Genomic DNA, 26,600 nt, shown 5'->3' with positions numbered 1-26,600 from the left:
ATGAAGTATTTAACAGTATTAATAATTAGTGTTTTAAGCCTACATTTAAGCCATTCTCAAATTAATGAAATTGGAGTTTATGTTGGCGGAAGTAATTTTATTGGAGATGTTGGTGCTACAAATTACATTTCTCCTAATCAATTAGCTATTGGAGGCATTTATAAATGGAATAGGAGCAGAAGACATTCTTATAGAGCTTCCATAATATTTAGCAAATTAGAAGGCATTGATGTTAACTCAGATGACCCAAGAAGAATTCAAAGAGGATATGAATTCTCAACTAATATATTAGAAGCTTCTTTGGGTATGGAACTTACTTTCAGAGAGTTTAATTTACACTCAGAAAGAAAAATAGGAACACCATACTTGCATTCTGGTTTAACTTTTACTAGGCATGACAACCACTTCTTTCAGAGTGGTAGACAAACACAAGAAAATACTTCAAGTTGGGCTTTAGGTATCCCAATGACATTAGGTTACAAAGCTTCTTTCATTGATAAAATTGTTGTTGGAATAGAAATAGGTGCTCGATATACCTTTTCTGATGAATTAGATGGCAGTATACCTAGCGATCCTAACAGGCAAGCACTTAGATTTGGAAATATAAATAATAACGATTGGTACGTTTTCTCTGGAATTACTTTAACCTACACCTTTGGAGAAAACCCGTGCTATTGTGTAAATTAACATGAATTTAAAAGAACACGTATTAAGTAAATCACTACCACAACATATTGCCATAATAATGGATGGTAACGGGCGTTGGGCAAAACAAAAGGGAATGATACGTGCTATAGGGCATGAAAATGGTGCTAAATCTGTGAGAACTACCGTTGAAACATGTGCCGAATTAGGTGTTAAAAATTTAACACTTTATGCCTTTTCTACAGAAAATTGGAATAGACCTAAATTAGAAGTTCAGGCCTTAATGAAACTATTAATTTCTTCATTAAAGAAAGAAATTAGTACTCTTCAGGATAACAATATAAAACTTTCTGCAATTGGCAACCTAAACCTTTTACCTTCAAAGGTTTACAACGAATTAACCGAGGTAATTGAAAAAACTAAATCTAATAACAGAATGACCTTAACCTTAGCTTTAAGCTATGGCTCTAGGGAAGAATTACTAAATACTGTTAAAGAGATTAGTATTAAAGTTAAAAATAATATAATTTCGCCGGCGTCTATTGACGAATCAATTATAAATGAGCATCTTTACACGCATAATTTACCTGATGTAGACTTACTAATTAGAACTAGTGGTGAGCAACGCATTAGTAATTTTTTGTTGTGGCAAATTGCATATGCAGAATTGTATTTTACAGATGTGCTTTGGCCAGATTTTACTAAAGAGCATTTGTATGAAGCTATTATTGAATATCAAAAAAGAGAAAGAAGATTTGGGAAAACAAGTGAACAACTTAATTAACATATTACCTAATACAACTTACGTTAAGCAATTTTTAATCGTATTACTTTTTTCAGTTAGCTGCTTAAACCTTAAAGCTCAAAGTTTAGATACCAACAAAAAATATACCGTTGGAGGTATTACTGTAAAAGGTAACACTAGTTTTGGAGAGCAAACTATTATTAACTTTTCTGGATTAAGAAAAGGGCAAGAAATTAATATTCCTGGAGAAGAAATTGGATCGGCAATTAAAAAACTTTGGGGAACTAAATTGTTCAATAACATAGAAGTATATGTTACCAACATTGAAAAAAATGTTGCGTATCTACAAATTCAGTTAGCCGATTTACCTCAACTTAATGAGTTAAAGATAAATGGTGTAAAGAAAAGTAAACAGCAAACCATTATTGATGAAAATAAATTAAAGAAAGGAACCAAAGTAACCGAAAACCTTATTACGAATACTAAAAACTTCTTAACTAGAAAATACAAGAAAGATGGATTCCTAAACACTAAGGTGCATATTAACACCATTGACGTTAAAGATTCCATTGAAACGGCTCGCGTTAATATGGTACTTAATATTGATAGAGGTGATAAGGTAAAAATTAAAAAAATCGTATTTGATGGCAATAATGCTATTTCTGATAAGAAATTAAGAAAAGCCATGAAGAGTACGAAACAAATTAATCGCTTAAGGTTTTTAAAGCGTTCTAAGTTTATTGATTCTGCTTATCAGGCAGATTTAGGTCATGTTGTTAATAAATTAAAAGAGAATGGTTATAGAGATGCTAGAATTGTTTCAGACAGCATTATCTATAATGAAGATGGTACTATTTCTCTAGATATAGATGTAACTGAAGGTACACTTTACAAATTTGGAGATATTAATTTCATTGGAAATACAGTTTACACCGATAAACAATTACATAACCTTTTAAGAATTAAAAAAGGAGACACTTATAACGGTGTTTTACTTCAAGAAAGGATAGCAGATAATTCTAAACCTGATGCCAACGACCTTACCAACCTATATCAAAACAACGGTTATTTATTCTCAAACATTCGCCAGGTAGAAGTTAGTGCAGATAGCAGTGTAATAGATATGGAGATTAGGATTACCGAAGGGAAACCTGCATATTTTAACAGTGTTTCGGTTGTGGGTAATGACAAAACTAATGACCATGTTATATACAGAGCTTTAAGAACACGTCCTGGGATGCTGTATAGTAAAGAGCGTGTTGTACGAACAGTTAGAGAGTTAGGACAATTAGGATTCTTTGATGCTCAAGAAATTGCGCCTAATTTTAATAACCCTAACCCAGTTGCTGGTACTATTGATATGGAATACTCTGTAAAGGAAACTGGTTCCAGTCAAATTGAACTACAAGGTGGTTATGGTGGCGGTGGCTTTATTGGTACTCTTGGATTATCTTTCAACAACTTCTCTATGAAAGATATCTTTAAAAAGGATGCTTATAAGCCTATACCTATGGGAGACGGACAACGTTTAGCATTACGTTTACAAGCCAGTAGATTTTATCAAACCTATAGTTTTCAATTCTCTGAACCATGGTTAGGAGGTAAAAAACCTGTTTCTTTTTCAACGTCTATTTCGCATACCAAGCAGTTTTTATTTGATTTTCAAAATAGAAGAGCTGATAAAAGTAGAAGTTTTAATATCACAGGTATTACTTTTGGTTTAGCCAAACGTTTAACAGTCCCAGACGAGTACTTTACATTTTCTAATGCGTTAAGCTACCAACGTTATGATTTAAATAACTATAACACAGGTTTATTTACGTTTGGAGATGGTTACTCTAACAACTTATCTTTTACCACAGGTTTAAGTAGAGACAATACTAGCTTTGACCCTATCTTCCCTACTGCTGGTTCTAAATTTTCTGTTACTGCTAAGTTTTCATTCCCATACTCTTTAATTAATGGGGTAGATTATGAAGCCTTAAGTGATGAGCGCAAGCTAAATGAAAATATTAGAGATAATGTGGCCAGTTCTGCCTCAGATCAAGCAGACGCAAGAGCACGAATTTCAGAAATAGATCAAGAAAGATATAAATGGTTAGAGTTTTATAAAATAAACTTTAAAGGAGAGTGGTACAATCAGATTGCTAAAAACCTTGTACTAAGACCTCTTGTAGAATTTGGATTCCTTGGTGCCTATGATAACAATAGAGGTATCATTCCTTTTGAAAGATTCTTTGTTGGTGGTGATGGTTTAGGACAATACAGTTTAGATGGTAGACAAGCTGTTCAGCTTCGTGGTTATCCAAATCAATCTTTATCATCTCAAGATGGTGGTACAATTTATAATAAATACTCGTTAGAACTTCGCTATCCAATAACTTTAAAAGCTTCTGCAAAGATTTACGGTCTGGCATTTTTAGAGGCTGGAGGTTCTTATAATAGCTTCAGAGATTTCAATCCGTTTAACGTAAAACGTTCTGCAGGTTTGGGTGTTAGAATTTTTATGCCAGCATTTGGTTTATTAGGTATAGATTTTGGTCATGGATTTGATCCTATTGGTACTACTGGACCTAAAAACGGTTGGGAAACACACTTCATTATAGGACAGCAATTTTAAGACTTAAATTATTTTGGCACGATATTTTCTAATAACAGTTTGATGTTTTGCATGAGATTTAAAATTTTTAAGATGAAAATTCGTTAATTTTGAAGATATCATTCAATTAATCTGGAAAGTGTACAAACCAAAACATATAAACAGAATGCAAAACAAAGTTCTTTTTTTACTGATAATAGTTTTACTAAGTCTGTCTTTAAATGCGCAAAGAGGTGTTAGAGTTGCATATATTGATACAGAATACATTTTAGAAAATGTACCTGAGTATCAAGAAGCCTTAACTCAATTAAACCAGAAAGCAGATAAATGGAAAAATGAGATTCAAGTTAAGCTAAGTGCTGTTGAACAAAAAAGAAAAGACCTGAGTAATGAAAAGGCACTTTTAACTAAAGAACTTATTGAAGAACGCGAAGAAGATATTTACTTTGAGGAGAAAGAAATATTAGACTATCAGCAAAAACGATTTGGTCCTAATGGCGATTTGTTTATTCAACAAAAACAATTAATGCAGCCAGTACAAGATCAAATTTTTGCAGCCGTACAAGATATTGCTACAAATAGAAAATACGACTTTATTTTTGACAAGTCTGCTAACGGAACTATGTTGTTTTCTAACAAAGCCCTAGATGTAAGTGAAACTGTAATAAGAAGTATTACAAGAACAGCTAAAAGAAAGCAAGCGCAATCTAAAGCCGAAAAAAAAGCTGCTAAAGATGAAGATTTAGTGCCTGAAGTTAATTTAGAGCAAGAAGCAAGAGCAAAGGCATTAGAAGAAAAGAAAAAAGAAAGAGAAAGTGCAATTGAAAAAGCTAGACAAGAAAGATTGGCTATAAGAGAGGCTAAGGTTAAAGCTGCTGAAGAAAAGAGACAAAAAGTACTAGAAGAGCGTGAAAAAGCTAAACAAGCAAAATTAAACGCAAGAAATAAGTCTGCTGAAGGAACAGCTAATAAAGAGGCAGATACCAAAAAAGAAACTGAAGGAAAAACTGAAACCAAGACCAGGGAACAGTTACTTGAAGAGAATAGACAAAAAAAATTAGCTGAAAGAGAGGCAAGAAAAAAAGCTTTAGAGGAAAAGAAAAAGAAAATTTTAGAAGAAAGACAAAAAGCTCTGGAAGACAAGAAAAAAGCTAGAGACAGTATAAACAACAAAAATTAAATTTATAACACACTTAATACTATTTTAAAAATGAAACATTTAAAAACTATTTTATTAGCAACGGCATTATGTATAGGATGTATTAGTTTTTCACAAGCACAAAGTAAAGTTGCCCATATAAATACTCAAGAGTTAATTGCTGCTATGCCTGCAATGAAAAATGCTCAAAAAGAATTACAAGCATTACAAAAAACCTACGAAACAGATTATCAAGCTTCGTTAACAGAGTTTCAAAACAAAATGAAACAATACGATGCAGAAGCACCAAACAAAACACAAGAAGAGAACGAGAAGAGAATGAAAGAGGTGCAACAAATGCAACAAAACTTACAACAATTCCAAGCAGATGCTGCTAAAGACATAAGACAAAAAGAGGTTGATTTATTACAACCAATAACTGAAGAAGCAAAAACTGCTATTTTAAAAGTAGCTAGAGCTCAAGGTTTTGATTATGTTCTAGATTCTGGAGTAGGTGTTACTATTTTAGCAGATGGTAAAAACTTATTAGACGATGTAAAAAAAGAATTAGGTATTTAATTTGCCTGAATTTAATAACTTACTTTAAAGCTGCTTTGCCCAAAAGCAGCTTTTTTTTGTCATTCTGAGCACAGCGAATAATCTCAATCTGCAACTTTTAGTACTACTGAATAAATTGGAACTATTATCAAAAATGTTTAAGCTATATTTGAGATATCAATTCATTAAGAACCAATTGAATTTAATAGTGTTATTTTAAGATTATCTCTAGATGAACAAGCAACCTATTGGCGTTTTTGATTCCGGTGTTGGAGGCACCTCTATTTGGAAAGAAATTCACAAGCTCCTACCAAATGAAAACTTCGTTTATCTGGCCGATAGTATGAATGCTCCTTACGGACCAAAAGGAAAAGAAGCTATCACGCAATTATCTATAAAAAACACCGAACTTCTATTAAACAAAGGTTGCAAACTTATTGTTGTGGCATGCAACACTGCCACCACAAATGCTATAGACCACCTTAGAACTTCTTATAATATTCCTTTTATAGGCATAGAACCTGCCATAAAACCTGCCGCTTTACAAACTAAAACTAATGCTGTTGGTATTTTAGCCACCCGAGGCACCCTGAGTAGTTCTTTATTCTCCCAAACTTCCGAAAAATTTGCTAATCACATTAATGTCATAGAGCAGATTGGAGAAGGCCTTGTGCCTCTTATTGAAAGTGGAAAGTTATATTCCAAGGAAATGACAGGACTTCTTAGACAATACCTGCAACCTATGGTAGATAATAATATTGACTATTTAGTATTAGGTTGTTCTCATTACCCTTATTTAATTCCGCAGTTAAAAGAATTGTTACCTGAACAAGTCACTATAATAGATTCTGGTGAAGCTGTTGCCAGACAAACTAAAGCTGTTTTAGAGCAACGAGACCTATTAAACCTAGCGAGTGAAACCCCTAGTATTCAGTTTTATACCAATGGAGATATTGAGGTCTTAAAGCTACTTTTAAAAAAAGACTTCAACGTAGATTATCTAAATTTTTAACCTTAGTAAAAACAAGTGTTTACTCCTTAAACCAACTAGAATATTTGATATAGGCATCTGCAATACGATTGATTTCTCCAGAAACTAATTCTTCACTTATATCTTTTATTTTTTTTGCGGGTACACCGGCATAAACACTTCCAGCTTCAACTCTTGTATTTTTAGAGAGCACTGCACCCGCGGCAATTATAGAATTGCTTTCTACCACACAACCATCCATAAGAATAGCACCCATACCTACTAATACATTATCTTGAATTGTACACCCATGCACTAAGGCGTTGTGTCCTATTGAAACATTATTACCTATAATAGTAGCAGCCTTTTTATATGTACCATGAATTACTACTCCGTCTTGAACATTTACCTTGTTCCCCATTTTAATATAGTTAACATCGCCTCTAACTACTGCGCTAAACCAAATACTACATTCGGTTCCCATGGTTACTTCTCCAACAATAGTTGCATTTGGAGCTACGAAACAATCTTCTGGAATCTGGGGTGATTTTCCTCTAACTGGTAATATTACAGGCATACTTTACTCTATTTTTTAATTTCCGTAAAAACGGAAATCTCATTATTTTCTATCATTTAGGTATATAATCTAGGTTACACCCTGAATTTGCTTTTAAAAGATTCTTCGCTACGCTCTGAATGACATTCCGCCTTTCTAATAAAAAACGACTGTCATTCAGAAGGAGGAATCACTGAAGAATCTATACAATGTTTAACATTATAATCTTAACTTGTATACGATTGCACTCAAAGAGTTTTTAAAACAATCTCACTTAAAGTAAGCTAACAAAGCTGCTTTTTTCGAAGCTGAAACCATAATCTCTTTTCCGTTGCTGAGCACTACGCTTCCTCCTTTTCCTTTTACATATTTCACTACCTCATTAACATTAACCAAATAGCTCTTATGTACTCGTGCAAAACTAGAACCATTTAAAGCATCTTCAAAATATTTAAGTGTTTTACTTACTATTTTCTTTTTCTCGTTATTCAAATAAATTTCAGTATAGTTATCATCTGCTTTGCAATACAGAATATCACCAGTATTTAGAACTTCAAAACCATCCAATTGCGGAATTGTTATTTTACCATTAACACCATTAGTATTGGGTACAAGTATCTGATCCTGAAGAGCATTTTCTTTAGCTTTAATTTCGGTAACATAATCTACAGCCTTAATGAGTTCATCTATTGATATTGGTTTCATTAAATAGTATGATGCATGGGCATTTAAAGCGTCTATGGCATAATGATTATACGCAGTTACAAAAACAGTCTCAAAATCAATATCTCCTACCTTATCAAGTAAATCAAATGCATTTCCATATGGCATTTCTACATCCAAAAACACCAAATCTAAATCGTTATTACGAATTAAGACCAAGCCCTCTTCTACATTAGCCGCTTCACCCAGAATAATAATATTAGGACAATACTTTTTTAAGTAGTTCTTTAGAATGTCTCTACTAGTTTGCTCATCTTCTACAATTATGGCGTTTAGTTTCATTTAGTCCTTTTTTAATGTTACAACAACTTTTGTACCTGTATCTTCCAATTCTTGAAAATCTGTAACCAAAACGTCTACTTTATCCTTATACATTTCGTTTAAAATAGATACACGTTTCTTAATATTCCCCATTCCCTTGGAGTTTTGCTTTTTCTGATGTTGCGTTTTTAAGGCTTTAGATTGCTTTCTTCCAATACCATCATCAATAATAGTAATGCATATTTCATCTAATTGATTTTGTGTTATATCAATTTCTAATTTCCCTTTGCTTTTCTTATAACGCAACCCATGCCAAACGGCATTTTCAATGTATGGTTGTAGCAACATAGGCGGAATTACAAAGTCTTTTACATTAATGTTTTCATCAACGGAAATCTTATAATCAAACTTATCTTTAAATCTAAAATGCTCTAATTTGGTGTATAACTGAAGTAATTCAATTTCCTTTTCTAAAGGAATAAAATCTTCTTCGCTATTCTCTAGAACCGCTCTCATTAATAATGAAAAATCGGAGAGGTATTTGTTTGCAGTACGTTCATCACTTAAAGCAATAAAGCTATTCACTGAATTTAGGGCATTAAAGATAAAGTGCGGATTCATTTGACTTCTTAAAGATTTTAAAGCCAATAAATTGTTAGCATAGCGTTGTTGCCTAATGTTTTTAAACATTAAAGAAGCCACAACTAATAATAAAACCAATCCGCCAATTAAGGAATAAATGAGTAATCTTTGTCGCTTAGACTGTTCCGTATTTAACTCTGATTCCGTTTCTGTTAGTGCCTTTTGACTTTCTAAACTTGTAATTCTATTTTGTTTGGTTACTAAATCTTTTCCCAATTTTGAAGCCCTAGATATCTCTTGTTCTTTCTTTATATATAGCTTATCAACTAATTCTACGTAGCTTCTGTAATTAACATAAGCTTTGTCAAACTCTCCTTCATTCTCATATATCTCCGACAGCCTCCGCGTAGCATCTTTTTGAACAATTAAATCTTCGTTATCATCTGCCTCTTCAATACTCTTTTCTAAGTATTTTATGGCGTTAGGAATGTCATTTTGAAGCGCATAAGCATTTCCTATCTTATAGTTTTGCTTTTGGGTAGTTAAAGGGCTGTCTATATCTAAAATAGTATCTTTCTGTATATCTTGAATATCTTCCAACACCTGTTTTCTCAATTCTATTTCTGTGGAATAATTACTATTGAAACTTTCAAAATCTGCTACTTTTAATTTTTCTTGTACTGCCCTTTTTTTGTTTTCACCTTCAGCCAATTCTAAGGAGTTTCTAAAATAGCCTTGAGCAACATCAAGTTCTCCCTTTTCATTATAAACTTCGGCTATTTTAGAATTAAGATCTGTTATTTTTGGAGAAATTAAGTGCTTTTTGGCCACCTTTAACCCTTCCTGATAACACTTAATAGATAAATCATATTGTTTTATGGCTTTATAAACATCGCCCAAGCCTTCATTAAGTGTTACCATTTGATAATTAGAAAGTCCTCTTCTGCTTACACCATTATAAACTTGTATACTTTCTTGATAGTTTTTATTAGCCTTATATGCCGCTGCCAGTTTTAACTTCACTTCATTACTACTAGAATTTTTTAAACTTGTACTGTAATTTGAAGCGGCAAGATCTGGTTGGTTCCAGAACATATTAATATCTCCTAAAACCTCATATGCTTCTGCATTTTCTTTTTTAGAATTACTTAATTCTAAGGCATCAGTAATAAATTGAATGCTTTTTTTGGCATCTTTTTTCAAATATGTTTCAGCGGAGTCTATGTACCAATTAAATTGAGGTCTTCGCTTCTTAAAAAGTTTACTTTTTGATAGTTCTCTTTTAGATTCTCCAGTCTCCTCAGGCTCTACTTCAACTAGAATGCGCTCATTACTTTGAATTATATAATAAACAGTTTCAAAATCTTTATGTCTAATGGTTAGTTCATCTCCTCGTTTTGCTTGTATTCTAAACTCGCCAAAAATATCAGTAGTAGTGTAAGAGCCTCCATTAATTTCAATATTCACGTTAGTAATTGGGTCTCTTGTGTCCCTTTCAACCACCTTACCTCTAACTGTAAACTTTGAAGCATTGGACTCTAAATTATTTTGTGCTAATGAACCTAATGTTATAAACATTATACATAAAACACCAATATATTTTAAGGTTTTGCGCATGAGCCACTTTATAATAGATAAACTTACGCACTTAAATTGGTTTAATAAAATGACGTTTTTAAGATTTTGGGGATTCTCTTCAACAAATGATGCGGTTTACAAATTGATATAAACTGTTTACTCATTTAAAACAAGGTTTTACTCATTCTAGGTTTTAATACAAAAAACTTGGATTTAGATTTACTTTGAAATTAAAATCAAAAAACAATATCACATGAAAATAATTAAGAGCTTTATTGTAATTGCTTTATTCTCTAACCTTATGATAGGACAGAACGGTGCAAAAAACTTTATTGATCAGCCCTATATTGAAGTAATAGGTAAAGTTGAAACAGAAATCATCCCCAATGAAATCTACCTGAAAATCAATATAAATGAAAACGATAAAAAAGGAAAATTAAGCGTTGAAGTACAAGAAAATCAACTAATAAATGCCCTGACTTCGCTTGGCATTGACATTGACAAAAACTTTTCAATACTAAATTTTGATGGCTACTACCAAAGAAAATTTTTAGCTAGTAATGAAGTTTCAAAAATTAAAAACTACCAACTTATAATTAATGACGGTAAAACTTTAGGCAAAGTCTATCAAGCCTTAGATCGTATAGATATTTCAAATGTATCCATTATTAAAACAAGCCATTCGAACATAGAAAACATAAGACGAGACACAAAATTAAAAGCACTTAAAGTCGCTAGAGATAAGGCCAACCAATATGCCGAAGTAATCAATCAAACTATTGGAAAAGCATTGTACATACAAGAAATAACTGAAAACAGAAATACTTATGGTGCCAATAGTATTAACATAAGAGGGGCAAATACAGCTTACGGCTACAGTAGTCCTTCTTTAGCAAAAATTCAAGACTTGAATGTTAAATCTATTATCATTAGCGAAAGTGTTCATGCCAAATTCTCATTAAATTAAAAAACGATAAACATCATGAAAACATCAATTAAAACACTCATTTTAGGGCTAACTCTTGTAGCCTTTACAGCCTGTAATGCCAACAATAAAAAAACGCCTCAGAAAGCATTGGCCGAGGTTGTAAAACCAGAAAAACACCCAGAAAAAAACAAGCAATACATAAAAGTGGCCTTACTACTTGATACAAGCAATAGTATGGACGGCTTAATAGACCAAGCTAAAGCGCAACTTTGGGATTTGGTTAACGAACTATCTTATGCAAAGTGTGGTGATGAGAAACCAAACTTAAAAATTGCTTTGTACGAATACGGCAATGACAGATTAAATAGTACAGAAGGCTATATAAGACAGGTATTAGCCTTTAGTGATGACTTAGACGAAATCTCAAAAGAATTATTCTCCTTAACTACTAATGGTGGAAATGAATACTGCGGACACGTTATTCAAACCTCATTAAATCAGTTAAACTGGGGTAACAATCCAGATGATCTAAAACTCATTTTTATTGCGGGTAACGAACCTTTTACACAGGGAAAAGTAAACTACAAAGACGCCACAACCAACGCGAATGAGAAAGATGTTACTGTAAACACCATTTTCTGCGGCAATTACAACCAAGGTGTTTCTACCCATTGGAAAGATGGCGCATCATTAACAAATGGTGACTATATGGCTATAGACCATAATAAGGCAACTGTGCATATTGCATCGCCTTATGATGATCAAATACTTATTTTAAACCAAAAACTTAATAAAACCTACGTTGCTTATGGTAAAATAGGTATGCAAAAAAGAGCGTTACAAGCCGAACAAGATTCTAATGCAGAAGTTTATAGTAAAGCTAATGCGGTAAAAAGAAGTGTTAGTAAAAGCTCTAGATTCTACAAAAACAAATCGTGGGATTTAGTAGATGCTGTTGAGGATAATGAAGTTGTTATTAAAGATATTAAAGAAGAGGCTTTACCAAATGAGTTAAAAGGAAAAACGGAAAAAGAAATTAAAGCTTATGTTGCTAAGAAGAAACAGGAAAGAGCAACAATTAAAAAGGAAATACAAGAATTAAATGAAAAGCGAAAGACTTATGTAGCAGAACAAACAAAAACAAAGACCAGTAATGGTTTGGAAAATGCCATGACAAAAGCTATTAAAGAACAAGCAAAAAAGAAAAAGTATACTTGGGATTAATACCTTGAGACTTTCGCAAGTTCTGACTTGGTAACCTGAACTTGTTTCAACTTCTTAAAAAGTCTAATAGACAAGAGATTCTGAAACAAGTTCAGAATGACAAAAAAGTTATTTGTTATCCAATTAGTAATTTACAGCAGGGCAATTACAATCATAACGCTCTTTTCTACAGTTAAAGTTAATTCCTAAAGTAATTTGATGGAATCCTCCATTTGTATATACCACAGAATTAGTTTGGTGCGTATAATTGTAGGCAAACATAAAGTTCTTATAATTAACCCCTATAAGCGGCGTAATTTGCTGTAACCTTTGACTGTCTATTCTATTGGCGTTAATATATTCAGCTCCGTCAAAACTATTTCTATAAGATAAACCTGCCCAAATTGTACCAAAGTCCATTTTCTTATACACCTTTGCATTCACATCAACAGAAGCTTCTTTTGTAGCTTCTCTAACCTGAAACATTATTGAAGGTTCATAGCTCCACTCACTCCCGTACTTCCCAAAAATTCCACCAACAGATACTAGATAACGTCTTAAATTATCCGTGTTACTCCCACCATTATTAGTAACAATATCTGTATTTAAGCCTTTATTATTAAGTACATTTTTTACTGTGGCATGTGCGTAATAATCTAAATATTGATAAGAAAATCCGAAATCCACATTAAAATTAGTGGCACTTTCAACAGTTCCGCTTATGGCATCATCAGGTAAAGGAGAATCTAGCAAAAAGGTAGTTTCATCCAATTTGTATTGAATAACTCCTGCACTAAGCCCAAAAGAAAGCATATTTAAATCTACTTCACTCCTTGAAAATAAAATATGGTGGGCATAGGTTGCGTATACTCCTGTTTGTGAATGGAACCCATTTCTATCTGTATATAAAATACCTCCTATACCAGAAGGGCCATCTCCTACTCTTCCATTATAACTTAAAGTTCCAAGTCTTGGTGCATCTTCATGTCCAAACCATTGCTGACGCGCCGTTAATCTTAATTTAGAACAATTAGCAGCACCAGCCATTGATGGATGGATTAAATAATAATTATCTGTTAAGTAATCCGTATATATTGGTAGTCCTTCTTGAGAAGAAGCAATATGTGTTAAAACTATTGCTATTACAAACGTAAAAATATTTTTTAATCTCATAAACTTTAAACCAAGTAGGCTAGATGTTGCAACGCTATTAAAACGTATTGATTATTAAAAAATTACACAAAAAAGAGTGAAGATAAAATCTGCTCTTTTTGGATTGCAAATTTGGAACTCAAAACTCAAATATATGGATATCTATAGTTTTCTTTTAGTATTTTTGTAAAAAATTAGCTAAAATGAATACTTTCAAGGTTTCCGTGCAAGAAACGTCAAATAATGCCATAATTAAATTTGAGGTAAATCAATTCATTACTAAACATCAAAGTTTTGAATTTAAAAATATAGATGAGGCTAAACCATCACCATTAGCTCAACAATTGTTCTATCTTCCTTTTGTAAAAAAGGTATATATCTCTGGAAATTTTGTAGCCGTAGAACGTTATGATATTGTAGACTGGAAAGATGTGCAAGATGAAGTTAAAGAACAAATAGAAGCTTATTTAAACGATGGTGGTGTTGTAATAGTAGAAGCTGAGGCTCCTAAAAAAGTACCAGTAACGGTTTATGCAGAAGCTACGCCCAATCCTTCGGTTATGAAATTCGTGGCCAATAAAAAGTTGGTAACAGCCCTTTTTGAATTCACCTCTATAGATGAAGCCAAATTATCTCCTTTAGCAACAAAATTATTCCATTTCCCATTTGTAAAGAGCGTTTTCATAGAACAGAATTATGTATCTATAACAAAATACGACATGGCTGAATGGCAAGACATTACAGTTGAGTTAAGAGAGTTTGTAAAGAATTTTGTTGAAAGTGGAAAAGAAGTTGTACTGCCCGAAGCTGCCGAAAAGTTGGAGCAAACTACGCAACAAAGAGATTCCAATTTTGACGCTCTGGATGACACTTCTAAAGAAATTGTGAATATTCTAGAAGAATATGTAAAACCTGCAGTAGCAAGTGATGGTGGAAACATCCAGTTTTTATCTTATGACGAAAACACTAAAAACGTAAGTGTATTACTTCAAGGTGCTTGCAGCGGTTGTCCTTCTTCTACTTTCACGTTAAAAAACGGTATAGAAAATATGCTCAAGCAAATGCTACCGGGAAAAGTGGATATGGTTGAGGCAATTAATGGATAAAAATTTCTCTTTGTGACTTTTTGATTTTTTATGTTTCTAAATTAAACAAGATTAGTTGTTTAGTTAATAATTTAAATCAAAGTCCTATGGCTGTATTAAAAGTAATTGAAGTATTATCCAATTCAGAAAAAAGTTGGGAAGACGCCACAAAAAAAGCTGTTAAGCAGGCTTCAAAAAGTCTTAGCAATATCCGTTCTGTTTATGTTCAAGATCAAAGCGCCAGTGTAAAAAATGGTGAAGTAACAGAATTTAGAGTAAATCTTAAGATTACTTTTGAAATAGAATAGTCTTAAAATTAGAATTATTATAGTTTAGTTAAAGCACTCTTAAGAGTGCTTTTTTTGTTTATTAATTGTTTACATTTGAAATTATGCGACAACTAAACTATTTATTCTTTATACTTCCTTTTCTATTTTTTAACTGTGGAAGTAAAACATCAAACTCCTCTGAGCACAAACACACTAATGATTTAATTAACGAAACAAGTCCCTACTTGCTGCAGCATGCTCATAACCCAGTGAATTGGAAAGCTTGGAATGATGAAACTTTAGAAGAAGCAAAATCAGAAAAAAAACTAATGCTTATTAGCGTTGGGTATTCTGCTTGCCATTGGTGCCATGTTATGGAACATGAAAGTTTTGAAGACAGCTTGGTTGCTGATGTTATGAATAAAAACTTTGTAAATATTAAGATTGATAGAGAGGAAAGACCAGATGTAGATCAAGCCTACATGAATGCCGTACAACTAATGACAGGTGGCGGAGGTTGGCCATTAAACGTGGTTGCTTTACCTGATGGCAGACCAGTTTGGGGAGGTACATATTTTCCAAAAAACCAATGGATAACTGTTCTTGAACAACTCACAAAATTGTACGCAGAAGAACCAAACAAATTATATGAGCAAGCAGATAAAGTGGCAAAAGGATTGAAAACTCTAGATATGGTTGAGTTAAATACTAATGAGCCAACATTTGAAAATGAGTTTATTGAAACTTCTGTTGATAATTGGTCAAAACTGTTTGATCATAAAATGGGCGGACTTGATAAAGCGCCAAAGTTTATGATGCCTAACAACTATCATTTTTTATTAAGGTATGCGCATCAAACTAATAATAAAGCACTTTTAGATTATGTAAATCTTACCCTAACTAAAATGGCTCATGGCGGGGTTTTTGATCAAGTTGGAGGCGGGTTTTCAAGATATTCTACAGACGCTAAATGGCATGTACCTCATTTTGAGAAAATGTTATATGACAACGGACAATTAGTGAGCCTTTATGCCGATGCGTATCTCGTTTCTAAACATGAATTATACAAACAAACTATTGAAGAGACTCTAAAATTTGTAGAAAGAGAATTAACCACATCAGAAGGTGCTTTTTATTCGTCATTAGACGCTGATAGTAATAATACCGAAGGAGAACTGGAAGAAGGTGCCTTTTATGTTTGGAATAAAGATTCATTAAAAACCACTTTACAAAACGATTTTGATTTATTTTCAGATTACTACAACATAGATAATTATGGTCTCTGGGAACATGGCAACTATGTATTGATTAGAAAGGATAATGAAAATGAAATTCTTGAAAAACACAATATCTCAAAAGAAAAGCTTAATGAAAAGGTTACAACTTGGAAAACCCTTCTTTTAGAAACTAGAAATAAACGCCCAAAACCAAGGTTAGATGATAAAACTCTGGCATCATGGAATGGCTTAATGCTAAAAGGTTATGTTGATGCTTATCGTGTTCTTAAAAAAGAAGCGTATTTAGAAACTGCCTTAAAAAATGCCAATTTTATAATGAACAAAATGGTAAAAAAAGATGGCGGTTTATATCATACTTATAAAGAAGGTGAGAGTAAAATTAATGGGTATATGGAAGACTATGTAACAGTCATTGATGCCTTTATAGCTCTATATGAAAACACATTGGACTCCAAATGGTTAAACAACGCTGAAGATTTAGCTAATTATACGTTTAAACATTTCTTTGATGAGCGTAGTAATATGTTCTTTTTTACTTCAGATGAAGACTCTTCTCTGGTTTCAAGAAGTATAGAATACAGAGATAATGTAATTCCTGGAAGTAATTCAATAATGGCTAAGAACTTATTTAAACTTGGACATTATTTTGATAATGAAAAATTTAACAAAACAGCTGTTACAATGCTTAATAATGTTAAACCAGAAATACAAGACTATGCTTCTGGATATTCCAACTGGTTAGATTTAATGCTTAACTATACCAATCCATATTACGAAGTAGCAATTGTTGGTACCGATGCTAAACAAAAAATCAATGAACTTAATACTACCTATTTACCAAATAAGCTAATTGCTGGAAGTACTGAAGAGAGTTCAATGCCCCTACTTTTAAACAGGTACAATCCAGATGCAACATTAATATACGTTTGTGTAAATAAAGCCTGTAAACTTCCTGTAAAAGAAGTAGATCGTGCCATTCAATTTTTGAAAGAATGAAAACCGTAGTTTCTATATTAATTCTTTTTGTTGCTTTAGAACATGTATACTTTCTGGTTCTTGAAATGTTTCTATGGACAAAACCTAAAGGCATTAAAACTTTTGGTTTAAAATCGAAAGAATTTGCAGAAGAAACTAAAGTATTAGCCGCCAACCAAGGACTTTATAACGGCTTTTTAGCTGCTGGTTTAATTTATTCGTTAATACAAAACAATATAGAAGTTTCTATTTTATTTCTTTTTTTCGTGACCATTGCAGGTATTTATGGGTCTTACTCTACAAAGAAAATTAAACTGTTTTATGTGCAAGCAGTTCCTGCAATAATTGCTCTAGTGTTTTGTTTTCTATAATGTTCTTAACATTTTTTTCATCTGAAAAAGATGTTAATTCTCACAAAAAAATTAACTTTATAACACTAATAAACACACGTTAAAACTATGGAAAATTTAAAAGCAGAAGACATTGAAAAATGGACTGGTATTGCTATTGATTATGGTCTAAAAATTTTAGGAGCAATTATAATCTGGATTATAGGATCATGGATTATAAAGAAAATAAACAAAGGCATAGCCAAAGTAATGGCTAAACAAGATTACGACCAAAGTCTTCAAAAGTTTTTACTTAACTTAATAGGTTGGGGACTTAAAATACTTCTAATCTTAGCCATTCTCTCTCAATTAGGGATTGAAACAACATCTTTTGCTGCAATTTTAGCCGCTGCTGGTTTAGCTGTTGGTATGGCTTTACAAGGATCACTTTCTAACTTTGCAGGTGGCGTTTTAATAATGATTTTTAAACCTTTTAAAATTGGAGATTTAATTGAAGCTCAAGGTGAATTAGGAGTTGTAAAAGAGATTGAGATTTTCACTACTAAAGTTGTATCTCCTACTAATAAAGAAATTATAATTCCGAATGCCGCTTTATCTAACGGTAATATTACTAACTATTCTACAGAAGGTAAACTGCGTGTAGACTTAACAATTGGTGTTAGTTATGATGCCGATATAAAGCAGACTAAAGAGGTTTTACTGAATGTATTAACCTCAAACCCTAAAGTATTGAAAGATCCTGCGCCAAGCGTAAATGTTTCTGAGTTAGCTGATAGTTCCGTAAACTTTGCTGTTAGACCTTACTCTACCGTAGACGATTATTGGGATGTATACTTCGGAATAACAGAAGAATGTAAAATAGCTCTAGACAATGCTGGTATTGAAATTCCTTACCCACACAGCGTTGAAATACATAAAGAAGCTTAAGATTTTGGTTTTATAGCCACAAAATCTTTCAAATAATATGGTTCAAAATAAGCGACATCTTCGATGTCGCTTATTTTATATTTATCATATGCTAATGCACCCATTTCATTTGCAGATGGCAACTTACCTTCAATAAAAATAGCATTTGAGTGATTTATAAGTTCCTTAGTTTTAGCTACCCCATCACCAATAAAGTGTACCTTTCCTTTATTTAAGAATGTCTCAAAAGAAGACGCCTCTAAAACCTGAGCTTGTGTATCTCTTATTTGAGTATGACCAGCATTATATATAGCAGAATACACTTCCATTCTGCGGGCATCTAACATAGAAACAACAACACCTTCTTTAATATCTACCTGATTAGCCAATGCATCTAAAGTAGGTACCGAAATTAAAGGCTTGTCAAGTGCAAATGAAAGGCCTTTTGCAGCAGAAACACCAATTCTTAAACCCGTATAAGACCCAGGGCCTTTGCTTACTGCTATGGCCTCTAAATCTGATTTTTCTATGTTAGCTTCGTTCAAGACTTCGTCAATAAACACATGCAATTTTTCAGCATGTGAATATCCGTTTCTACTATCCTCTTTTAAAGCTATAGTTTGTCCTTCTTTTGAAACTGCAACAGAACAGTTAGTTGTTGCTGTTTCTATACTTAAAATATACACGCTTTAACTATTGATAATTAATCGAGGTAAAAGTCTTAAATATTTACTTTATATACAAAGCTAAGTTTAATTATCAATTGGAATCCCAAAATAGAACTGAATTACCTTTAATCTAAAAATATAATCATACTTGGTTCTAATAACTTCATTCTGCGATTGCTCATACCTTGATTGTGATTGACTAAAATCAAAAGAATTAGAAACTCCTAAATTGTAACGTTCTTTTGCATAATTAAAAGCTTCCATTCTAGCTTCTTCCGTTTTTAAAGCAGCTTCATAAGCTTTTAATGCACCTTTGGCATCATTAATAGCCTGATAAACCTCGGTTTCTAAATCTAATTCTGCTTGAGCGTACTCATTCTTAATCCTTTCTAAATTAATCGTATTTCGAGCAACATTGTTTCTAGCAGAGAACCCATTAAATATTGGCACATTTAAACTTACACCAAAACTATGTCCATCATTGCGACTAAATTGATTAAATATCCCATCTGGACCTTCAATAATTCTATTTGTTGTAAAGTTTGGGCTTAAGACCGTTTCTCCCGTTCCTTCTACAAAACCAATTGGAGAATTCGTTCCATCTGGAACTGTTTCCACTCCTACCACTCTATCGTTATTAGTAGCACGGCTATCATACTGATAGAATCCGGTTAAAGATGGCTGTAAATTTCCCTTAGCCAACTTTAAATCATACTCAGCCAACTGAACATTAGCATCGGCTATTTTTAAATCATAGCGTCTTTCTTTAGCCTTATCAACTATTGTTTTAGGCGATTCCTTCAAAATAGAACTAAGCGGTACATCATATGAAATATCTTCTGTATCAAAATTTTGATAATCATCAATACGCAATGTCTGTGCTAAATTAATCTTAGATAATAAAAGCGTATTCTCTGTATTAACTATTTGTTGTTCCTGAGATGCTAATGTAGCTTTAATCTCTAGGGCATCTCCTTTTGGAAGAACCCCTGCCTCTACAAGTTCCTCTGTTCTTTTAAGGTTCTTATTAGTAACCTCATATTGCGCCTTCTGTATCTTAAGCTGTTCTTTATTAAACAAGATTTGTAAAAATGAATTCGCAACCATTAAGGAAATATCATCTTTCATATCAGATAACTGATATTGATTTGCCAACACCGCTAAATTAGCTCTATGAAGTTGGTTAATATTTCTCAAACCATTATAAATGGTAACATTTGAGGTTAAGCGAAATGAGGTAAATTGAGTCGTTAAATTTTCTAAAAGTCCTGTTGTAATATTTTGGTTTAACCCGATATTCCATGAGTGACTTCCAGAAGCATTAAACGAAGGTAAAAAGTTCCCCACGGCATCCTTTTTATTTATTTCTCCTTGTTGAACATTTAACTCACTTTGTTTTATGCTTATATTATTCTCCTGCGCATAATTAACACATTCCTGGAGTGTCCACTTTTTTTGTTGTGCAAAAGTTTGAGTTCCTGTAATAACAAGAAGGGCCACAAACAATAATGTTCTCATTTTAGTACTATTATTAATCTTCATCTTCCTCCTCCTCTTCATTATCCTTTTTCTCTTCTTCAGAAACTTTATTCCAAACTTTGATTTTATCTCCTTCTTTAATTCCTTCTGTGATTTCAATGTTTATACCATCAGAAATTCCAGTTTCAACATTTTTCTTTTTAAATTTCCCATCTTCATTCTGAATTTCAACAAAAGGTTTATCCGTAATTCTGTTGTACTGAAGTAAAGCTTCCTTAATAGCCAAAATGCTATCTTTTCCTTCTAAATCTATTTCAGCATTAGCACTATAACCAGCTCTAATATTAGTTTCAGAATCTACTTTTACGTTTGCTTTAATAGTAAACTGAACAGCTCCGTTTTCTTCCTTTCCTTTTGGAGCAACAAAGGTTAATGTAGCTGGGAACTCCTTTTCATTAATTGCACCTAAGATGACCTTTATGTCTTTTCCTTCCTCTAACTTTCCAACTTCAGACTCATCAACCTTTCCTTCAAAAATCATATGACTCATATCGGCTATTGTTGCTATAGTTGTACCAGCGTTAAAGTTGTTACTTTGAATAACTTGATCTCCTTCTCTTACTGGAATCTCTAAAATTGTACCAGAGATTTGCGCTATAATATTTGTATTAGCAGCATTTCCACCAGAAATGGAACCTCTTTTTATTATTTGATAATCATTTTGCGCTTGTCTTAAAGTCTCCTTTGCTTGATTAAAGCTTAACTCTGTATTCTCAAAAGTTTGAATAGAAATCACACCTTTTTCATATAGCTTTTTATCCCTACTATACTGTATAGCGGCATTTTCAGATGATAATTTTGCAGTAGCAATTCTACTCTTAGCATTGGCTAAACTTTGTTCATTCGGCACAACTCTAATCTTAGCAATTAAATCGCCTTTCTTTACAACATCTCCTTCTTCAACAATAATTTCATCTACAATTCCTGAAATTTGAGGTTTTAATTCAATTTCTTCTTCTGGATTTAGCTTTCCAGTGGCTACCGCTTTAGTAGCTATTGAAGTGTAGAATGGCTCCTCTACTTTAAATTCTTCTACCTCTGCAGAGTTTGCATCTTTAAAATACTTTAATACTACCACTAATAGTATTACCGCTATTAGAACTAAAATAATTTTTACTGTTTTGTTCATTTTATTGATTGTTTATTCTTCTCTTAATGCTTCTATTGGTTTTACGCTTGTTGCTTTAAATGCAGGTATTAGACCTATTAATGTTCCAAGGGCTACTAGAATTAATAATGCTATAAACACTATTAACAGAGATACCGACGCATTTACTAATGCGGCATCATCTCCTTGTCCGAAGGAAGAATCTAAAAAGATTAAAATCCAACCACCACTAATAATCCCCATAAGTCCAGCTACAAGGGTTAACGTAACTGCTTCAACAACAATTTGTCTTTTTATTTCAAAAGGTGTTGCCCCTAATGCTCTTCTTACACCTATTTCTTTGGTACGTTCTTTAACCGTAATAAGCAATATATTCCCAATGGCGAATACTCCAGCTATAAGTGTGGCAATACCAACAAACCATGTTAAAAATTGCATCCCTATTAAAAATCCTGTTACCTTTTTAAAATCGGCTCCAAGGTTATAACTACCAAGCGCTCTTTTGTCTTTAGGGTGAATTTTATTCAAATTCTTTAACAACAACTGTGCGTCTTTTTCTATTTGCTTTATACTATATTCAGGCTTACCAGTTATCATCATCCATCCTATTCGATCTCCCTGACTATAGATGTGTTGAAATGTATCAAATGGAATATGAATATCGGATTGTGGCCCACCAAAATTACTAACCTCAAAAACCCCTATAACCTGAAAATTAAGACTATTTATCTTTATCATTTTCCCTATAGGTTCAACATCTTTTTCAAAAACCTGTTTGTAAATATCTTCAGAAATCACCGCTACCTTTCGTCTTAAATCAATATCATTTTGATTGATAAAACGCCCCTTAATCAAATTCTTCTTTTGAACCACATCTAGCAATGGTAAATCTCCCGCAACATTAAATGTCCCAGATAATTCCCCATTAACCACAAATCCTTGACTTTGATTTCTGGGAACAACAAACTCTATACCTTCTACCGAAGATTGGATTTTCCTGGCATCTGATAGTTTAAGTCTCACTCGTCTTCCTTCCTGAAACCCTTTAAAAGGCTTACTTGTTCTTTGCCCCCAAATAAACACGCTATTCGTTGCAAAATCACCAAATACCCTATTGAACTTATTTTCCATACCTCTAGCCGCACCTAGCAAACCAACAAGAAGTAAAATTCCCCACCAAACACCAACCATTGTAATAATGGTACGTAACTTATTCTTGGTTATACTTTCGTAAACCTCCTGCCATGTATCTCGATCAAATAAAAACCTAAACATAATTCTAGTCGTTTCTTAAAGCTACTATTGGTTTAATCTTGGATGCTCTTTTGGCTGGTAAATATCCCGCTAGAGCACCTGCCATTATAAGTATAATAGTTGCCACAACAACTATTGAGGTTTTTACACCCGGATCTTTAATAAAATATTCTTTTAGGTAAGGACCAACCCATTCTAGAACGCCAACTCCAATTAAAAGACCTATATAACCAGCAATTGCTGTAATAACAATAGATTCTATTAAAATGATTGAAACAATAGATTTGGGTGCTGCTCCAAGAGCTTTTCGAATACCTATTTCTTTGGTACGCTCTTTCACAATAAATATCATGATATTACTAATACCAACAATTCCCGCAATTAAAGTACCTAAACCGATAATAAAAATAATGACACTTAAAACAAATGTAAACTGATTAATCCCCTTAGATTGTTGTGCCATGTTAAAGACTCTAATGGCTCTTTGATCGTTGGGTGCAACACTAAATTTTTTCTTTAAGTTTTTCTCAAGGTCTAAACCAAAATCAATAGCTTGATTTAGTTCCATATTGGGGTTATAAGTAAGACTTATTTGGTCTATGTAATCGTTATTACCATAAATCTGTTGTGCTGTAGTAATTGGCATGTATATTTTACGTTCTTCATTATCTCCTCCATCATCTGTAAAAACACCAACTACTTTATATTGAATACCACTTAAGTTAACATACTTCCCTAAAGCACTTTCTTTATTAAATAAATCTTCTTCAACCAATCTACCAATAACCGCAATTTTTGTTCTTTTCTTGAGATCGTTAACATTAATGTATCTACCATCTCTAATCTTAGTCTTTTCTAGATATTGATGATCTGGATGAACAGCTCTTAAATCATAACTGTTTTTTTCACCTTTATAAGAAGCATTTACGTTTCTGTATAATCGAGCAGTTATATATTGAACCTTGTCTTTAAACTCTTTTTTAACATGATCAATATCTTCATTTTTAAGTTGAATTCGTCTACCTGCTTGAAGCCCTTTGTGTGCTTTAGTAGTTCTTCCTGTCCATACAAACACGCCATTATTAGCATCATCTACGAAAGCTTCTGCAAACGTATTTTCAAGACCATTTGCTATACCAATAAGTATTGTAAATAACATTATAGCAAAGGCTACCGTAAAACCAGACAGCACCGATCTGGTTCGGTTTTTATTCATACTTTGAAGAATCTCTCGCCAAGTATCTAAATCAAACATACTGAGCAGCTCTTACCTGGGTTACCTCTTTATCTTCCATAATAACTCCATCACGCAATCTCACTATACGCTTACACATGTTAGCAATATCTTCTTCATGCGTTACCATTAAAATGGTCTTTCCTTCATCATTTAATTGTTGAATGAATTCCATGATTTCATAAGACGTCTTAGTATCTAATGCTCCCGTAGGCTCATCTGCCAACAATAATTTAGGATTTGCAGCTAAAGCTCTTGCTATTGCTACACGTTGTTTCTGTCCTCCAGACAACTCTTTAGGCAAGTGATGTGACCAATCTGCCAGTCCAACTTTTTCTAAATGAAACAATGCCTTTTCTTGACGCTGCTTTCGTTTCATACCTTGATAGTACAATGGTAGCGCTACATTTTCAAGAGCATTTTTGTAACTAATTAGATTAAATGACTGAAAAATGAAACCTAAAAATTTGTTTCTATAAACAGCTGCTTTTTTTTCTGTTAGATCTTTAATTTGAAGTCCATCTAGAATGTACTCACCAGAATCGGCTTCATCTAACATACCTATAATGTTTAGCAACGTAGATTTTCCTGAACCGGAAGACCCCATAATTGCCACCATTTCGCCTTCTTTTACTGAAAGGTTAATACCTTTTAAAACATGTAAACTGGAATCTCCTATTGGATAGGATTTGTGCAGATTTTTAATTTCTAGCATGTTGGGTGGTTATTTAAGTAATATTACTTTTTTAGTATGACTACTAATGCAAAGAAATGTTACAAAAACTATGCTAAAAATTTTTTATTATTTTTTTAACGTTCTGTATTTACGATAAATAAAGAAAATAATACCCCCAACTAGTATATAGGGTATGGCCATTAGATATACAATACCATCATTGATGCCTTCTGCTACGCCCTTGGTTTCCTCACTTTCAAGAACCGCTCTACACATTGCACATTGCGCATTACTTTTAAGGAAAAAGAAAAAAGTGAAAAGAAAAAGAACAAATTTATTTTTCATATTAATAGAAAGGTGATATCATAAAATATACTATTACACCAGTAACCGCAACATACAACCATAGCGGAAATGTTACTTTGGCTATTTTTTTATGTTTTTCAATATTGTTAGTTATTCCTCTAACATAGGTAATTAAGACAAAAGGAATTACACCAATTGATAAAACAATATGACTTATTAAAATAAATAAATATAGCACTCTATAATCACCTTCATAAGAGGTAGAATCACTTGTCATATGGTATAAAACATACATCACTAAAAATAAAACCGATAAAATAATTGCGAACTTTATTAGCTTTTCGTGTGCGGTTCTATTACCCTTTTTTATTTGTAATACAGCAAGAACCAAAACTATAGCTGTAATTGCGTTAATACATGCATATATTGGCGGTAAAAACACGGGTAATTCTAAATCAATTCTTACTTTAAAAAGTGCTGCTACAGCCACAGGAATAACCACAGATAGAATTACTATCCACTTATTGTATTTTTTATCGTCTATTATTTCTTGATTGCTCATGCTTTAGATTCTTAGCTGCATTATAATTGCAACATGTTACTCATTTAATAATTTTCTAATATCTTCTTTTAAAAGGCTTATTTGTTCTTTTTGCCCTTCATCATTTACCTGTTCTTCTTCCGAAGTAATACCTTCATAATAGATTAAAGGGTTACCAGATGCATCTTTTCTTGAACGTATAAATCCGTTTTTATCTACTAAAGCAAAATTTCCAGAATGCTCAAACCCACCTTCAACATCTTTATTCTCCGCTGCATAAATGTAAAACCCTTTATTTGCCAAATCATATATAGCATCTCTATCTCCCGTCATTAAATGCCAGTTTGGATTAGTAATTCCATAGTTAGTAGCGTATTGCTTTAATACCTCTGGTGTATCATTTTCAGGATTTATGGTGAATGAAGCCACACCAAAATTTTCAAACGCTTTGAATTCATCTTGAATCTTGACCAAGTTTTGGTTCATTCTAGGGCAAATTGTTGGGCATGTGGTAAAGAAAAATTCAATAACGTAGACCTTACCTAAATAGTCATTATTTGTAATTGTTTTTCCATCTTGATTTGTAAAGCTAAATTCTGGAACCTTTTTGTTACCATTAGGGCCTTGAATGAAAACTAAATCTGCGGCTTTTCTTTTGTTGCTTTCTTCTTCAGCATAATCGCTTCTACTTTCTTGTCTAGAAATATCGCCTTCCTTAACTCTATCTACAATTCTGGGAACGAAAATGATTCCGAATACTAGTATTATAAATGCAATACCTATGTACGAGTAATTATTCTTTTTGCTCATTTT

26 protein-coding genes are annotated in these 26,600 nt (G+C 32.7%); 13 read left to right on the top strand and 13 right to left on the bottom strand.

What is annotated here, in order from left to right; translation table 11 throughout:
* From porG to murI, 6 genes are all read left to right on the top strand, one after another.
* Nucleotides 1–687: a type IX secretion system protein PorG gene (gene porG, locus FUA24_RS14825; protein WP_148543673.1), complete on the top strand. Its 687-nt coding sequence runs from the start codon at nt 1–3 to the stop codon at nt 685–687.
* Between the two features lies 1 nt (nt 688).
* Nucleotides 689–1,429 carry an isoprenyl transferase gene (locus tag FUA24_RS14820; protein WP_148543671.1) on the top strand — a complete coding sequence of 247 codons (741 nt, stop codon included), beginning with the start codon at nt 689–691 and terminating at the stop codon, nt 1,427–1,429.
* The gene (locus tag FUA24_RS14815; protein WP_148543669.1) at nt 1,362–4,010 is read left to right on the top strand and encodes a BamA/OMP85 family outer membrane protein; all 2,649 of its coding nucleotides are present in this window, start codon (nt 1,362–1,364) and stop codon (nt 4,008–4,010) included. Before FUA24_RS14820 ends, FUA24_RS14815 begins: the two co-directional genes overlap by 68 nt.
* A gap of 145 nt (nt 4,011–4,155) precedes the next feature.
* Nucleotides 4,156–5,169 carry an OmpH family outer membrane protein gene (locus tag FUA24_RS14810; RefSeq protein WP_148543667.1) on the top strand — a complete coding sequence of 338 codons (1,014 nt, stop codon included), beginning with the start codon at nt 4,156–4,158 and terminating at the stop codon, nt 5,167–5,169.
* Nucleotides 5,170–5,199: 30 nt separating this feature from the next.
* The gene (locus FUA24_RS14805; RefSeq protein WP_148543665.1) at nt 5,200–5,706 is read left to right on the top strand and encodes an OmpH family outer membrane protein; all 507 of its coding nucleotides are present in this window, start codon (nt 5,200–5,202) and stop codon (nt 5,704–5,706) included.
* A 211-nt stretch (nt 5,707–5,917) separates the two neighbouring features.
* Nucleotides 5,918–6,697 (top strand): glutamate racemase, encoded by a 780-nt coding sequence (murI, locus tag FUA24_RS14800; protein ID WP_148543662.1) that lies wholly within the window; start codon nt 5,918–5,920, stop codon nt 6,695–6,697.
* 19 nt (nt 6,698–6,716) lie between these two features.
* Here the strand turns inward: murI and FUA24_RS14795 are convergent, their stop codons facing one another.
* The 3 genes from FUA24_RS14795 to FUA24_RS14785 all read right to left on the bottom strand — a co-directional run bounded on the left by FUA24_RS14795 (nt 6,717) and on the right by FUA24_RS14785 (nt 10,394).
* A complete protein-coding gene (locus tag FUA24_RS14795; protein ID WP_148543660.1) occupies nt 6,717–7,232 on the bottom strand; it encodes a gamma carbonic anhydrase family protein in 516 nt (171 codons plus the stop codon).
* A 249-nt stretch (nt 7,233–7,481) separates the two neighbouring features.
* Nucleotides 7,482–8,216: a LytR/AlgR family response regulator transcription factor gene (locus tag FUA24_RS14790; RefSeq protein WP_148543658.1), complete on the bottom strand. Its 735-nt coding sequence runs from the start codon at nt 8,214–8,216 to the stop codon at nt 7,482–7,484.
* Nucleotides 8,217–10,394, bottom strand: coding sequence for a tetratricopeptide repeat-containing sensor histidine kinase (locus FUA24_RS14785; RefSeq protein WP_148543656.1), 2,178 nt, complete (start codon nt 10,392–10,394; stop codon nt 8,217–8,219).
* A 214-nt stretch (nt 10,395–10,608) separates the two neighbouring features.
* Here FUA24_RS14785 and FUA24_RS14780 point away from each other — a divergent pair, with 214 nt between their 5' ends.
* Entirely contained in the window at nt 10,609–11,322 is a 714-nt protein-coding gene (locus FUA24_RS14780) for an SIMPL domain-containing protein (RefSeq protein ID WP_148543654.1), read from the top strand.
* A gap of 15 nt (nt 11,323–11,337) precedes the next feature.
* Complete coding sequence (locus FUA24_RS14775; RefSeq protein WP_148543652.1) at nt 11,338–12,507, top strand: vWA domain-containing protein; 1,170 nt, start codon at nt 11,338–11,340, stop codon at nt 12,505–12,507.
* 123 nt (nt 12,508–12,630) lie between these two features.
* Here the strand turns inward: FUA24_RS14775 and FUA24_RS14770 are convergent, their stop codons facing one another.
* On the bottom strand, nt 12,631–13,659 hold the full coding sequence (locus FUA24_RS14770; protein ID WP_148543650.1) for a PorP/SprF family type IX secretion system membrane protein: 1,029 nt from the start codon (nt 13,657–13,659) through the stop codon (nt 12,631–12,633).
* Nucleotides 13,660–13,841: 182 nt separating this feature from the next.
* Here FUA24_RS14770 and FUA24_RS14765 point away from each other — a divergent pair, with 182 nt between their 5' ends.
* From FUA24_RS14765 to FUA24_RS14745, 5 genes are all read left to right on the top strand, one after another.
* A complete protein-coding gene (locus FUA24_RS14765) occupies nt 13,842–14,744 on the top strand; it encodes a NifU family protein (protein ID WP_148543648.1) in 903 nt (300 codons plus the stop codon).
* Between the two features lie 86 nt (nt 14,745–14,830).
* Complete coding sequence (locus FUA24_RS14760; protein ID WP_148543646.1) at nt 14,831–15,031, top strand: dodecin family protein; 201 nt, start codon at nt 14,831–14,833, stop codon at nt 15,029–15,031.
* Nucleotides 15,032–15,114: 83 nt separating this feature from the next.
* Nucleotides 15,115–17,226: a thioredoxin domain-containing protein gene (locus FUA24_RS14755; protein WP_148543643.1), complete on the top strand. Its 2,112-nt coding sequence runs from the start codon at nt 15,115–15,117 to the stop codon at nt 17,224–17,226.
* Complete coding sequence (locus FUA24_RS14750; protein WP_148543641.1) at nt 17,223–17,576, top strand: DUF1304 domain-containing protein; 354 nt, start codon at nt 17,223–17,225, stop codon at nt 17,574–17,576. Before FUA24_RS14755 ends, FUA24_RS14750 begins: the two co-directional genes overlap by 4 nt.
* An 87-nt stretch (nt 17,577–17,663) precedes the next feature.
* Entirely contained in the window at nt 17,664–18,482 is an 819-nt protein-coding gene (locus tag FUA24_RS14745) for a mechanosensitive ion channel family protein (protein ID WP_148543639.1), read from the top strand.
* Here FUA24_RS14745 and tsaB read toward each other — a convergent pair.
* From tsaB to FUA24_RS14700, 9 genes are all read right to left on the bottom strand, one after another.
* On the bottom strand, nt 18,479–19,147 hold the full coding sequence (gene tsaB / locus FUA24_RS14740) for a tRNA (adenosine(37)-N6)-threonylcarbamoyltransferase complex dimerization subunit type 1 TsaB (RefSeq protein WP_246147057.1): 669 nt from the start codon (nt 19,145–19,147) through the stop codon (nt 18,479–18,481). The two genes, FUA24_RS14745 and tsaB, sit on opposite strands and share 4 nt — an antisense overlap.
* A 66-nt stretch (nt 19,148–19,213) precedes the next feature.
* On the bottom strand, nt 19,214–20,647 hold the full coding sequence (locus FUA24_RS14735; protein ID WP_148543637.1) for a TolC family protein: 1,434 nt from the start codon (nt 20,645–20,647) through the stop codon (nt 19,214–19,216).
* A gap of 13 nt (nt 20,648–20,660) precedes the next feature.
* The gene (locus tag FUA24_RS14730; protein WP_148543635.1) at nt 20,661–21,797 is read right to left on the bottom strand and encodes an efflux RND transporter periplasmic adaptor subunit; all 1,137 of its coding nucleotides are present in this window, start codon (nt 21,795–21,797) and stop codon (nt 20,661–20,663) included.
* A gap of 12 nt (nt 21,798–21,809) precedes the next feature.
* Entirely contained in the window at nt 21,810–23,051 is a 1,242-nt protein-coding gene (locus FUA24_RS14725) for an ABC transporter permease (RefSeq protein WP_148543633.1), read from the bottom strand.
* A 4-nt stretch (nt 23,052–23,055) separates the two neighbouring features.
* Nucleotides 23,056–24,285: an ABC transporter permease gene (locus FUA24_RS14720; RefSeq protein ID WP_148543631.1), complete on the bottom strand. Its 1,230-nt coding sequence runs from the start codon at nt 24,283–24,285 to the stop codon at nt 23,056–23,058.
* On the bottom strand, nt 24,278–24,979 hold the full coding sequence (locus FUA24_RS14715) for an ABC transporter ATP-binding protein (protein ID WP_148543629.1): 702 nt from the start codon (nt 24,977–24,979) through the stop codon (nt 24,278–24,280). The genes FUA24_RS14720 and FUA24_RS14715 overlap by 8 nt, the downstream gene beginning before the upstream one ends.
* Nucleotides 24,980–25,066: 87 nt before the next feature.
* Nucleotides 25,067–25,285, bottom strand: a complete 219-nt coding sequence (locus FUA24_RS14710; protein ID WP_148543627.1) for a hypothetical protein — start codon at nt 25,283–25,285, stop codon at nt 25,067–25,069.
* Nucleotide 25,286: 1 nt separating this feature from the next.
* Nucleotides 25,287–25,808, bottom strand: coding sequence for a DUF420 domain-containing protein (locus FUA24_RS14705; protein WP_148543625.1), 522 nt, complete (start codon nt 25,806–25,808; stop codon nt 25,287–25,289).
* 36 nt (nt 25,809–25,844) lie between these two features.
* The gene (locus FUA24_RS14700; protein WP_148543623.1) at nt 25,845–26,597 is read right to left on the bottom strand and encodes an SCO family protein; all 753 of its coding nucleotides are present in this window, start codon (nt 26,595–26,597) and stop codon (nt 25,845–25,847) included.
* Between the last annotated feature and the right edge of the window lie 3 nt (nt 26,598–26,600).

Source organism: Seonamhaeicola marinus (assembly GCF_008085455.1).
Note: the sequence above shows the minus strand (reverse complement) of the source record. Positions and strands in the feature narration are given on the sequence as shown.

Bases quoted from the DNA above. Each gene is read 5' to 3' on its own strand.
- porG (WP_148543673.1), top strand. From the start codon at position 1: ATGAAGTATTTAACAGTATTAATAATTAGTGTTTTAAGCCTACATTTA.
- FUA24_RS14820 (WP_148543671.1), top strand. From the start codon at position 689: ATGAATTTAAAAGAACACGTATTAAGTAAATCACTACCACAACATATT.
- FUA24_RS14815 (WP_148543669.1), top strand. From the start codon at position 1,362: ATGAAGCTATTATTGAATATCAAAAAAGAGAAAGAAGATTTGGGAAAA.
- FUA24_RS14810 (WP_148543667.1), top strand. From the start codon at position 4,156: ATGCAAAACAAAGTTCTTTTTTTACTGATAATAGTTTTACTAAGTCTG.
- FUA24_RS14805 (WP_148543665.1), top strand. From the start codon at position 5,200: ATGAAACATTTAAAAACTATTTTATTAGCAACGGCATTATGTATAGGA.
- murI (WP_148543662.1), top strand. From the start codon at position 5,918: ATGAACAAGCAACCTATTGGCGTTTTTGATTCCGGTGTTGGAGGCACC.
- FUA24_RS14795 (WP_148543660.1), bottom strand. From the start codon at position 7,232: ATGCCTGTAATATTACCAGTTAGAGGAAAATCACCCCAGATTCCAGAA.
- FUA24_RS14790 (WP_148543658.1), bottom strand. From the start codon at position 8,216: ATGAAACTAAACGCCATAATTGTAGAAGATGAGCAAACTAGTAGAGAC.
- FUA24_RS14785 (WP_148543656.1), bottom strand. From the start codon at position 10,394: ATGCGCAAAACCTTAAAATATATTGGTGTTTTATGTATAATGTTTATA.
- FUA24_RS14780 (WP_148543654.1), top strand. From the start codon at position 10,609: ATGAAAATAATTAAGAGCTTTATTGTAATTGCTTTATTCTCTAACCTT.
- FUA24_RS14775 (WP_148543652.1), top strand. From the start codon at position 11,338: ATGAAAACATCAATTAAAACACTCATTTTAGGGCTAACTCTTGTAGCC.
- FUA24_RS14770 (WP_148543650.1), bottom strand. From the start codon at position 13,659: ATGAGATTAAAAAATATTTTTACGTTTGTAATAGCAATAGTTTTAACA.
- FUA24_RS14765 (WP_148543648.1), top strand. From the start codon at position 13,842: ATGAATACTTTCAAGGTTTCCGTGCAAGAAACGTCAAATAATGCCATA.
- FUA24_RS14760 (WP_148543646.1), top strand. From the start codon at position 14,831: ATGGCTGTATTAAAAGTAATTGAAGTATTATCCAATTCAGAAAAAAGT.
- FUA24_RS14755 (WP_148543643.1), top strand. From the start codon at position 15,115: ATGCGACAACTAAACTATTTATTCTTTATACTTCCTTTTCTATTTTTT.
- FUA24_RS14750 (WP_148543641.1), top strand. From the start codon at position 17,223: ATGAAAACCGTAGTTTCTATATTAATTCTTTTTGTTGCTTTAGAACAT.
- FUA24_RS14745 (WP_148543639.1), top strand. From the start codon at position 17,664: ATGGAAAATTTAAAAGCAGAAGACATTGAAAAATGGACTGGTATTGCT.
- FUA24_RS14735 (WP_148543637.1), bottom strand. From the start codon at position 20,647: ATGAGAACATTATTGTTTGTGGCCCTTCTTGTTATTACAGGAACTCAA.
- FUA24_RS14730 (WP_148543635.1), bottom strand. From the start codon at position 21,797: ATGAACAAAACAGTAAAAATTATTTTAGTTCTAATAGCGGTAATACTA.
- FUA24_RS14725 (WP_148543633.1), bottom strand. From the start codon at position 23,051: ATGTTTAGGTTTTTATTTGATCGAGATACATGGCAGGAGGTTTACGAA.
- FUA24_RS14720 (WP_148543631.1), bottom strand. From the start codon at position 24,285: ATGTTTGATTTAGATACTTGGCGAGAGATTCTTCAAAGTATGAATAAA.
- FUA24_RS14715 (WP_148543629.1), bottom strand. From the start codon at position 24,979: ATGCTAGAAATTAAAAATCTGCACAAATCCTATCCAATAGGAGATTCC.
- FUA24_RS14710 (WP_148543627.1), bottom strand. From the start codon at position 25,285: ATGAAAAATAAATTTGTTCTTTTTCTTTTCACTTTTTTCTTTTTCCTT.
- FUA24_RS14705 (WP_148543625.1), bottom strand. From the start codon at position 25,808: ATGAGCAATCAAGAAATAATAGACGATAAAAAATACAATAAGTGGATA.
- FUA24_RS14700 (WP_148543623.1), bottom strand. From the start codon at position 26,597: ATGAGCAAAAAGAATAATTACTCGTACATAGGTATTGCATTTATAATA.